Raw genomic sequence first — 10,037 nt, 5'->3', positions numbered from 1 at the left:
TATGAAAAACGATGGGCGCCATCTGGCCAGGAACTGGCTCAAAGGCGCCATGGGCGATGCCATCAATGCCGTCCTGGTCGGCGTCGGCCAAAACATCCGGCTGTTGCTGGCCTTCCTGAGGGCTTTTTATGCCTGGCTGATCTCCGCGCTCAGAGAATCCATAAGGATATCACTACCATTGATCGGCCCGGTTATGGGAGAAAGCTCAACCTAACCAGCTTACAATTTCAAAGAAAAATCGAATTCTTCAAGACCGACTAATTTTCACGCAAATCATGTGAGACAGCACCCGGCAAATTTGATTCTTAACGGTTTGGATATGGGGCCAAGCTCTCGGCGAGAGTTGCAAGTGACGAGACCCATGCCTGGTTTTATATATAAAAAAGCTTGTATATATCGACTCGAAACCTTAGTATTGAGTCACTGCCGTCGTGTCCCCCTCCTGCAAGGCAGTAGCTAGATGCCAAACCTCAACGGACTAGCTAAGGAAGACTTATAAGGTCGGCGCGAGCTTCCTCGGCCGACCTTTTTTTCGTGGCTACAAATGAACCGGTAAACCGGCGGTGTTTTGTAAGTCGACTGAAGTCTTAAGTTCTGGTGGAAGGGTCGGCTCAAGCGACCGTTTGCGATTGGAAGGGCGGCTCTGGTGCTCCCGGAGACGCCGTTTGCGATTGGAAGGGGCCGATTAAAGGCCCGTTTGCGATTGGAGACGCTCGATGACTTGGTTTCGTTTCGGGAAACAATCTCTTAATCAATTCACCGGCCTGCTCTAACGGCTTAAAGATTGTCGGATGCCAATAGATCCACCATCATCTCAGTAAAAGTCACCTGTTCGAGGGTGCCCATTCATAGAGGGCAATCAGAAATGATTGGTCGCGGCTCAGTGAAGCTGAATAATTGGCTTTTCCTGGTAAAAGCCAAATTGGATGAAAGAGTGGTTCTGCTCATAGGCGGCTCGGTCGTTATGCTGCTATACGGCGATGTCGTTGTGGATTGGGCAGGGTCAATACTGCACTATGCCATCGAAGTGCTGGAATTGGGCTTGGAGCACCTGATCGAATCTATATTCCATGTGTCTCGACGCACAGCACAGATCCTGACCGCCTGGACCGGCCTCTTGATATTCCTGGTGCTGGGCTGGTTTATTGTCCGTATGGCCGTAAACGCTCTTCGTGAGCGGATCACGTCATGGTCGGGCAGCTTAAGTAAAGCCAGAGTATTAAGCCGGCAAAGACTGGCGGTATATGCCAGCTTGTTGATCGCCGTATTCTTTGTGTTTTACCTTCAGTTCTAATCGAGTGGCGCCCGGCATGACCCAAGCGAAAACCGGCATTTAGCGGATTGGCTAAATGCCATCGCCGACGCTCCTAATCTCCAATCAACCGCAGAAATCCCGCCTCGTCTAAAGTCTCGACGCCGAGTTCCTGAGCCTTGGCCAGCTTCGAACCGGGATCGGCTCCGGCGATGACGTAGCTCGTGCTCTTGGACACGCTGCCGGCGACCTTGCCGCCCAGAGTCTGAAGTCTGGCTTTCGCTTCGTCGCGGGTCATGGAGACTAGCGTGCCGGTGATGACGAAGGTCTGGCCTCGAAGCGGTTGCTCCGTTTTCACCTCCGCGATTTCGTCCCAATGCACCCCGGCGTCGAGCAGCGCCCGGACAACCTCCACATTATGAGGTTGCTGAAAGAAGGTGCGGATATGATGGGCCACGGACGGACCCACGTCCGGGACTCGCTGCAGAGTTTCCTCGTCCGCCGCTATGATGTTGTCGAGGGTGCGGAAGTGATCGGCCAGTGTGTGCGCGGTGACTTCGCCCACTTCCCGAATGCCCAGGGCGTAAAGGAAGCGGGGCAGGGTGGTGTGCTTGCTCCTTTCCAGGGCATTGACCAGGTTCTCCGCCGATTTCCGGCCCATGCGCTCCAGTGCCGCGAGCTGTTCCACGGTCAGGTGGTAAAGATCGGCGACTGTCTCGATCAGCTTGTTTTCGAGAATCTGATCGACCAGCTTATCGCCCAGTCCGTCGATGTCCATGGCTCGGCGCGAGGCGAAATGCTTGACGGATTCCTTGTGCTGAGCGGCGCAAAAAAGCCCGCCGCTGCAACGGGCGATGGCTTCGCCCGGCTCCAGTTCCACGTCCGAGCCGCACACGGGACACCGGATAGGCATCTGGAAGATCGGAGCTTCGGCGGGGCGGAGTTCCGGCAGGCTTTTTACGATTTCGGGGATCACGTCCCCGGCGCGCCGGACGATGACTGTATCGCCGGCCCGGATATCCCGCCGGTGCACTTCGTCGGCATTGTGCAGCGTCGCATTGGTCACGGTAACGCCGCCGACGAAGACGGGATCGAGCCGTGCCACCGGGGTCAGGGCACCGGTGCGTCCCACCTGAACCTCGATGGCTATGACTTTGGTTGTGGCTTCCTCCGCGGGGAATTTGTGGGCAATGGCCCAACGCGGCGCGCGGGCGACGAAACCCAGCACGTTCCGATCGGCGAGCCGGTCCACTTTATAGACCACGCCGTCGATTTCGTAGGGGAGATCGTGCCGCCGAGCCAAAAGATCCCGGTAATAGCCGAGACACCCGTTGATGCCGTGAACCACGTGCAATTCCGGGCTTATAGGGATGCCCCAGGACTTGAAGCGGTCCATCAACTCTTTCTGGGTATCGGGCAATAGGTCGCTGGGGAAAATGCCATAGCCATAGGAATAGAAGCAGAGATGGCGTGAGGCGGTGATTTTCGGATCGAGTTGCCGTAGGCTTCCGGCGGCGGCATTCCGCGGGTTGACGAAAACCTTGTCGCTGTTTTGCCGCGCCCGTTCGTTCAAGGCGAGGAAACCCTTTTTCGGCATGAATACTTCGCCCCGCACCTCGAAGCGCTCGGGCCAGCCGCTGCCCGTGAGTTTCAAGGGGATATCGCGGATCGTGCGGACATTGTGGGTGATGTCCTCACCGGTCTGACCGTCGCCACGCGTGGCCCCGCAAATCAAGATGCCTTTGTCGTAGACGACGCTGACCGCGAGGCCGTCGAGCTTGGGTTCCACCAGATAATCGACGTCGTTGCGTCCCAACCGCTGAACCACTCGGCGGTGGAAATCCTCCAGGTCTTGATCGCTGAAGGCGTTGTCCAGCGACAGCATGGGGATTTCGTGGCGTACTGTGGCAAAGGCTTTGACCGGGGGCGCGCCGACCCGCTGCGTTGGGGAATCGGGGGTGGCAAGCTCGGGATATTGACGCTCGATCGCCAACAGTTCCTGCATCAGACGGTCGTACTCGGCGTCTGAAATCAGAGGCGAATCGAGCTGATAGTAGCGCTGATTATGGAATTCGATCTCTTTGCGCAATTCGCTTGCGCGGCGTTGAACCTCTTCCGGCGCGTTCACGGTTACTCGTAAGCTTCTTCCAGGCGGTTGCGCATCTGGGCAATTTTTTCCTCGGTCAGCGGCCGGCGGGTTTCGTCCCACTCGATCCCGTTCAATCGGATGGCCAGTTCGTGGCTGGTGTTGACCAAGTCATCGAACACGCTCAATGGATCGTCGACGGTGGCGGGTTGGAAGAACAAGACCACGCCGGGGCACTCGAATGATTCCATATCGTCAATCGGAAAAGTGCCGGGTTTCACCAAGCTGGCCACGCTGAACAGAGGTTTGCGGAATTCGGGGTCATAGCGGTGAAAGATGCCCATATCGCCGTGGATCAGGTCGAGATCCAGCAAGGCATTCTTGAGTTCTTCACCCACGAAGACAAAGTCGTCTCCCGCGACCACGCTGAGCTGTATAAGAAACGGCGCGCCCAAGGCGGCGGTTTTGGCCGGTTCGCTCGGAGCCGTTCGGGTCGGCTGTTGTGGCGCAGGGACTACATCTTCCGCTTCTTCCCCCAGATCGAATTCGTCATCGGAAAAACGCCGCTCGTTTCGATTTAGCACACGAACGCTTTCGAACTCGTCTTCTTGATCATAATCAGGTGGCTCTTTGTCGATCGAAGGATCGAAATCCAGCTCGTCGAACTCGCCGCGCCGTTGCAGAAAATCCAGGATTTTTCGCTTGTGGCGTCCCCAAACATAGATGCCGGCGATGACGATGACGCCGATCACCAGCAGGATTAAACGTACGGTATCTCTATCCATCCTTTTTCCTCAAAGGCTCTCAACCGCCCTACAAATAAGGAAGCCGCCAATGGCGGCAAAGTCGTTCTCGTGCGGGGATTGCCCCGCACCCGGCGTTCGGGAATTTATGACTCTCTCTAAGAATCTGTCTTCAAACTACGGCGCGCCGCCCTGCCGGCCTTGCTCAAGGGCTCAAAATCCTTATGTACGCCTCTGTACACTCCGGTTGCTACTCGCCCCATCCCTGGGGCTCGCCCTGCGGGCCAGCCTGCGGCTGTTCTCTCCGCGTGTCCCGCGCTCCGGGTCGCCCTTTCGCGCCTTGTCCTGACGTCGCTCGTGACGTTTGAAGACAGCTTCTTAAACCGCTGACATTTCCACCGCCGCGTCGATGTCCACCGCGACGATGCGGGATACGCCGGGTTCTTTCATGGTGACGCCGGCCAAATGCTGGGCGATTTCCATCGTGACTTTGTTATGCGAAATAAATAGGAATTGTACCTTTTCGGACATTTCTTTGACCAATTGACTGAAACGGCCCACGTTGGCATCGTCCAGCGGAGCGTCCACTTCATCGAGTAGACAGAAGGGCGCCGGGTTGAGTTCGAAGATGGCGAACACCAGCGCTACCGCGGTAAGCGCTTTTTCTCCGCCCGACAGCAGGTGGATCGAGCTGTTCCGCTTGCCGGGCGGCCGCGCCATGATACTGACGCCGGATTCCAGCAAATCGCGCTCGGCGAGATCCAGGGACGCTTGGCCTCCGCCGAACAGCTTGGGGAACATCCGTTGCAGGCCGGCGTTGACCTTGTCGAAGGTGTCCTTGAAGCGCGTCCGGCATTCCCGGTCGATTTTCTCGATGGCCTCCCGCAGCGTGGTCAGCGATTCGGTCAGATCCTGGTGCTGCTGGTCCAGAAACTTCATGCGTTCCGCCTGGGCCAGGTATTCTTCCATCGCCGTCAGGTTGACCGCGCCGAGCCTGATGATTTCCTCTCCGAGTTCGGTGAGTCGTTTCTGCCAGTCCTTTTCATCCGCATCTTCGGGCAATTCGGCGATGACGGCTTCCGGCTTCGCACCCAGTTCTTCGAATTGCTCCTGCACCGTCTGCCGGCGTACGTCATTGGCTTGAAGTTCCAGTTTGGTGTGTTCGAGGCGCTGTTTGAGGCTGTCCAAGTCTCTTTGATTGCGGACACGGGATTCGTCGATGCGGCGCATCTCGGCTTCCAGATCGCCGGTGCGCTTGCGCAAATCCGACAGGGTTCGCTCGACCTGAAGACGATGTTCCAGCAGTTCGTCCAATTGGGTTTGTTCGTCTTCGACGGGCGTTTCCGCTTCGCTCATCTGCGCGCTGACGGTTTCCAGTCGTCCCAAGGATTGATCGTACTGATTTTGCGCCCGCTCCAAATGTCTTTGGGTTAAAACTTCGGCGGACTTCAAGGTTTCCAGCCGGGTTTTAAGTCCGTGGACCTGGTCGCGCGCCGTTTTCAAGGACGTATCGGCATCGCTGAGAAGGTTTTCCAGCTCGTCCCGCCGGGCGGCGTGCTCCGCCGTTTTCGGTTCCAGCTCGGCGAGCCGTTCCTCCGCCTCCAGCAAAGCGGTTTTGGCCTCGGCAGTTTCCTCGATGGTTTGAGTCTGGTTTTCTTCCAAGTCCTCCAGCTCGTATTCGAGTTGCCGGAGGCGTTTCGCGGCCTGTTCGCAGCGCGCAGAGGCGGCGCTCAATTCGGCTTTGAGACGGGTTTGATCGGTGCTCAAGCTACGTTCCTTCGCCTGCAGGTGCTCCCGCTCGTGCTCGGCGTCCTTCACCGCTTGATCGGCTTGAGCGAGGTCCTGTTCCAGACTCCGGCTTCTTTCGAGCAGGTTGTCGCGTCGGGCTTTGAATTCCCGTAGATCGCGTTCCCGCTTGATCATGCCGGCCTTGCCGTCTTCCGGCTTGTGGATCGCCAGCCAACCCCGGCCTAGTCGGATGCCGTCCGGAGTCACCACGGATTCGTGATCCGCCAGCCGTTCGCTGACGGTTTTCGCTGTCGCCAGATCTTCCGCGCAGTACACGGCGCCGAGCAGTGGACCGAGATTCCATGGCGATTGCACCTGACCGATGAGTTTCTCGGCGTCCGGTGCGGCGGACGCGTTCGACGAGCGAGTTTCGAAGAAGGTCAGCGACTCGCCCGGCAGCCCGCTCAAATGCGGCCAATAGGCGGCCGAGCCGTCGACGCAGAGGGCTTCCAGATAGGTGCCGAGAACGCTTTCCACCGCCGTCTCCCAGCCGGGACGAACGTCCAGGTGTTCGGCCAGGCGGCCGGTCCGGTCCAGGCCGCGTTCGGCCAGCCAATTCTTGACCGCGGCGCGGTCCTTGCCCATGGCGTGTTGCTGTAGCGTCTCCAGCGAGCTGATCTTGCCCTGTATGGCGTGCACCTCGGCACGGTTGGCGTTCAATTCGTCCTGACAGGCTTTGGCGTGCTGGCGTTCCTTTTGAATCAGGTTGATCAAGCTTTGCAGCTGTTCATGCAGTGCCGCGCGCTCGGCTTCCAGTTCAGCCAGGTCCTGTTGCAGCGCTTCAAGGCCTTCGGTTTGCAGCGTATCTTCCAGATCGTCCCGCTCGGTCTCCAGCCGCTCCCGCCGAGATTGGAACTGACGCTCCTGTTGTTCCAGCTGTTTGAGCCGCGATTTCTGAATCTCCACCTGGCCTTTGCAGCGGTTGATCTCGCCGGTCAGCGATTCGAAGGCTTGTCGCAGATTTTTGAGCGCCCGGTCCGCTTCGTCACGGTGCCTAACCGCTTCGGTTTCGGCGGTCAACGCTTCTTCGAGGCTTATCGCGGCGGCCGCGAGCTCTTCCCGCGTGCTTTCGAGCTGGCGTCGATCGTTTTCCAGGTCGCGCAGCGCCTGTTCCTTTTCGTCGTGGAGCCGGATCTGTTCCTGGCGCAGGGTTTCGCGCGTGTTTTGCGCATGTTTGATCGCCTGGTCGAGCCGGCTGACTTCGGCTCCCAGTTCGTAGTACCGGGCCTGATGTTCGCCGAGTTGCGTTTTCAGCGTTTCGTGCTGGTCTCGAGACTGCTCCAGGGTTTCGTTCAAGCCGTTGCCTTCGCTGACGAGCTGCTTGAACAACTGTTCGGATGTGGCCAAGGACTTCTGATGGCCGCCAAGGAGTTCATCGTACTTGCGCCAGCGGATGGCAAGCAGTTGCTCTTTGTAACGCCGTTCTTCCTGCCTGAGGGCCGTGTACTTTTCCGCTTTTTTCGCCTGCCGCTGCAGATTGCCCAGTTGTTTCGCCACCTCGTCGCGCAGGTCCTGCAGCCGGTCAAGGTTTTCCTGGGTGTGGCCCATGCGGAGCTCGGTTTCGTGGCGCCTTTCCTTATATTTAGAGATACCCGCGGCTTCTTCGATGATCTCCCGCAGTTCGTCGGGCTTGGCTTCGATCAGCCGGGAGATGGTGCCTTGTTCGATGATGGCGTAGCTGCGGGAGCCGAGTCCCGTGCCGAGGAACAGATCCGTGATGTCCTTGCGGCGGCAGCGGGTGCCGTTCAAAAGGTAGGTCGATTGTCCGTCCCGCGTCACCTGGCGTTTGATGGAGATTTCCGGGTATTTGGCGAATTCGCCCGGCGCTTTGCCTTCGCTGTTGTCGAAGATCAGTTCCACCGAAGCCATGCCCACCGGCTTGCGGGTGCTGGACCCGTTGAAGATTACGTCGGCCATGGTGTCACCGCGGAGGTGCTTGGCCGAGCTTTCGCCCATTACCCAGCGCACCGCGTCGATGATGTTGGATTTGCCGCAGCCGTTCGGCCCGACGATGCCCACCAGATTGCCGGGAAGCGGAATCGGAGTGGGATCGACGAAGGACTTGAAGCCCGCGAGTTTGATCTTGTCCAGCCGCATTAGAGGGTGCTGACGAGTGGCGCCGTACGGGTCGGCAGCGGAAAAAGGGTGATGGGCGCGAGAGCGGGCAAGGCCGTTAGTCTGGTTTGTAATGGAACCGGACGCTATTATAGCGGACTAAGTCACGGCGTCATTCCGGACTTGTTTACGTCCTGTTTGTGTTCCGCCGATTTCTGCGCATCGCGCATTCCCGAAAATCCTTTACCGTTCACCTATGCCATCAGCACCCAGCAAAGACCTCGAAACCTTCGACAATCCGCAACCCGGCCGGAATTACACGATCCGCATCGAGATTCCGGAATTTACCTGTTTGTGTCCCAAAACCGGCCAGCCGGACTTCGCCACGATTCTGATCGAGTATGTGCCGAACAGGCTCTGCGTTGAGCTCAAATCGCTGAAGCTTTACGTCTGGTCTTTCCGCGATGAGGGCGCATTCCACGAAGCGGTGACCAATCGGATTCTCGACGATCTGGTTAGAGCCTGCGGTCCGAATTTCATGCGAGTGACCGCTCGTTTCAATGTCCGTGGCGGCATCTACACCACGGTTGTCGCCGAGCACCGCGATCCCGCCTGGGAAGCGCCGTCCTTAGTCAATCTTCCCTGATGGCAGGATGCCGAATTTCCTTCTATCTTAGATGAACCGGTCCAAGCCGAACTGACGGCGTTTATCGGCGCTCATTCATACACTTTCGATCTGATTGCAGATGCTGAGGATGGCACGTGGCGAGCTAATAGCCGGACGGGCGGTTTGTGCGATCAAAGCGTGAACGGCGGCTATAGTAAATCCTATGAGCGATGATACCTCGGGCTTTTTCGACAAGTCCGAGCCCTGAATTATCAAGTTCACAGATTTCGTATGCGCTCCCCTATTAGTGAACTCGGCGAAGACGATAGCACAGTAGCGGTGCGCCTCTGCCCGAAATGCAGCCATCCGGCTCCCGCCAGCGAGTTGATCCGCTCCGACTATCGCTGCCCCGCCTGCGGCTTCGAATTGGCTTATCTGGACATCACCGTCAGTTAGCGGCGCTGCAATCGGCGGCGATTGGAAAGGCGCCTTGGTCGGCGCTGCCGCAGGCGCGGCTTTGGGGTGGGCTACCGCCAAACTCCTGGAATACAATTCCACTCAGGTACGTTCGGAAGACAACGACCGCCAGATTTACGGGATCAGTGAACGAGTCGCTAGTCCTCTGGTCAAGGTGCGGAAAGGCTCCAGTTCACCCGCCCAGATCAGAGCGGGTGAGCAGGTCCGTGTCGTTACCGATTATTCGGTCATGTTGCCCCAAGGCATGACGGAAGCGGACGTGAACGAAAGCTGGGTTCTCAAGAAAGACGGCAAGGTTCTCTCGGAAATTCCTCAACAACAGGTCAAACGGATCGGCGGAGGTTGGGAGGCCATCGCCAGCATCGCCATCCCGAGTAATGCCCAGCCGGGCACCTACGTGATTGAGCACAAGGTGCAAACCGGTACCAGCTACGATACGGACGAATCGGTTTTCGTCATCAGTCCAGCCTGACGAAAGTATCGGGCGTATGGATAATCGATGGCAAAGCACGGCTGTCGTTGCCGTGCTGCTCGTCTTTACCTACGGCATACAAGCGGATGGGCTGTGCGAGAGAGCAATCCCGGTCCCGCGAAACGGCGTTGCGCGTTAATCAAGAATGGCCGCAACACCCAAGTAACGATGAACTTTCCCGCTACATCCAGTTCCTGGGCGAGCGCCTAGGCCGCACCTCGCCAAGCGGGCGATCCATCCCTTGGCGATTCTCCGTACTCCGTGACCATTCGCCTTATGCCTTCGCCATCGGCTCCGGTTTCGTATATGTCGCCGACGGTGCTTTCACCTTTGCCCGGAACGAATCCGAGTTGGCCGCGATCCTGGCCCACGAAATCGGACATCAGCTCGCTGCCCACTTTTGCGAGCCAGATTCGCTAGTGTCCTGTCCCATTAATTCGCTGACATAATCATTGAAGTTTGGCCAGGATGGAATCCGCCGTGGCGGTCCAGACGAAGGGTCGGCAGGACTGGTTGTAATGGGAGATGAAGTGGTCGATCTTGTTGACCAGATCCCG

The 10,037-nt window shown here is 57.9% G+C and carries 8 protein-coding genes and 1 pseudogene; 6 read left to right on the top strand and 3 right to left on the bottom strand.

Annotation, left to right across the window (positions count from 1 at the left end):
- Positions 1-214, top strand: a pseudogene (locus tag VEB01_RS18115) (hypothetical protein); the annotation flags it as partial.
- A gap of 669 nt (positions 215-883) precedes the next feature.
- Positions 884-1,294 carry a hypothetical protein gene (locus VEB01_RS18110; protein WP_324877891.1) on the top strand — a complete coding sequence of 137 codons (411 nt, stop codon included), beginning with the start codon at positions 884-886 and terminating at the stop codon, positions 1,292-1,294.
- A 73-nt stretch (positions 1,295-1,367) separates the two neighbouring features.
- On the opposite strand, the gene ligA is transcribed toward VEB01_RS18110, so the two are convergent.
- The 3 genes from ligA to smc form a co-directional block, all read right to left on the bottom strand.
- Positions 1,368-3,380, bottom strand: coding sequence for an NAD-dependent DNA ligase LigA (ligA, locus tag VEB01_RS18105; RefSeq protein ID WP_324877890.1), 2,013 nt, complete (start codon positions 3,378-3,380; stop codon positions 1,368-1,370).
- Between the two features lie 2 nt (positions 3,381-3,382).
- Positions 3,383-4,123 carry a cell division protein ZipA gene (locus VEB01_RS18100; protein WP_324877889.1) on the bottom strand — a complete coding sequence of 247 codons (741 nt, stop codon included), beginning with the start codon at positions 4,121-4,123 and terminating at the stop codon, positions 3,383-3,385.
- A gap of 336 nt (positions 4,124-4,459) precedes the next feature.
- Positions 4,460-7,966, bottom strand: coding sequence for a chromosome segregation protein SMC (smc, locus tag VEB01_RS18095; protein ID WP_324877887.1), 3,507 nt, complete (start codon positions 7,964-7,966; stop codon positions 4,460-4,462).
- Between the two features lie 214 nt (positions 7,967-8,180).
- Here smc and queF point away from each other — a divergent pair, with 214 nt between their 5' ends.
- The 4 genes from queF (at position 8,181) to VEB01_RS18075 (ending at position 9,929) form a co-directional block, all read left to right on the top strand.
- On the top strand, positions 8,181-8,570 hold the full coding sequence (queF, locus tag VEB01_RS18090) for a preQ(1) synthase (protein ID WP_324877885.1): 390 nt from the start codon (positions 8,181-8,183) through the stop codon (positions 8,568-8,570).
- Between the two features lie 252 nt (positions 8,571-8,822).
- Positions 8,823-8,987, top strand: a complete 165-nt coding sequence (locus VEB01_RS18085) for a hypothetical protein (RefSeq protein ID WP_324877883.1) — start codon at positions 8,823-8,825, stop codon at positions 8,985-8,987.
- A 34-nt stretch (positions 8,988-9,021) separates the two neighbouring features.
- Positions 9,022-9,480, top strand: a complete 459-nt coding sequence (locus VEB01_RS18080) for a hypothetical protein (protein WP_324877881.1) — start codon at positions 9,022-9,024, stop codon at positions 9,478-9,480.
- A gap of 128 nt (positions 9,481-9,608) precedes the next feature.
- On the top strand, positions 9,609-9,929 hold the full coding sequence (locus VEB01_RS18075) for a M48 family metalloprotease (protein ID WP_324877879.1): 321 nt from the start codon (positions 9,609-9,611) through the stop codon (positions 9,927-9,929).
- Positions 9,930-10,037 lie beyond the last annotated feature (108 nt).

The organism is Methylocaldum sp., from assembly GCF_035627495.1.
Classification (GTDB): domain Bacteria; phylum Pseudomonadota; class Gammaproteobacteria; order Methylococcales; family Methylococcaceae; genus Methylocaldum.
The sequence above is the reverse complement of the archived record's forward strand: the minus strand, read 5'-3'. Positions and strand labels throughout refer to the sequence as shown.

Coding starts and splice junctions, on each gene's coding strand:
- VEB01_RS18085 (WP_324877883.1), top strand. CDS start 8,823: ATGCGCTCCCCTATTAGTGAACTCGGCGAAGACGATAGCACAGTAGCG.
- queF (WP_324877885.1), top strand. CDS start 8,181: ATGCCATCAGCACCCAGCAAAGACCTCGAAACCTTCGACAATCCGCAA.
- VEB01_RS18100 (WP_324877889.1), bottom strand. CDS start 4,123: ATGGATAGAGATACCGTACGTTTAATCCTGCTGGTGATCGGCGTCATC.
- smc (WP_324877887.1), bottom strand. CDS start 7,966: ATGCGGCTGGACAAGATCAAACTCGCGGGCTTCAAGTCCTTCGTCGAT.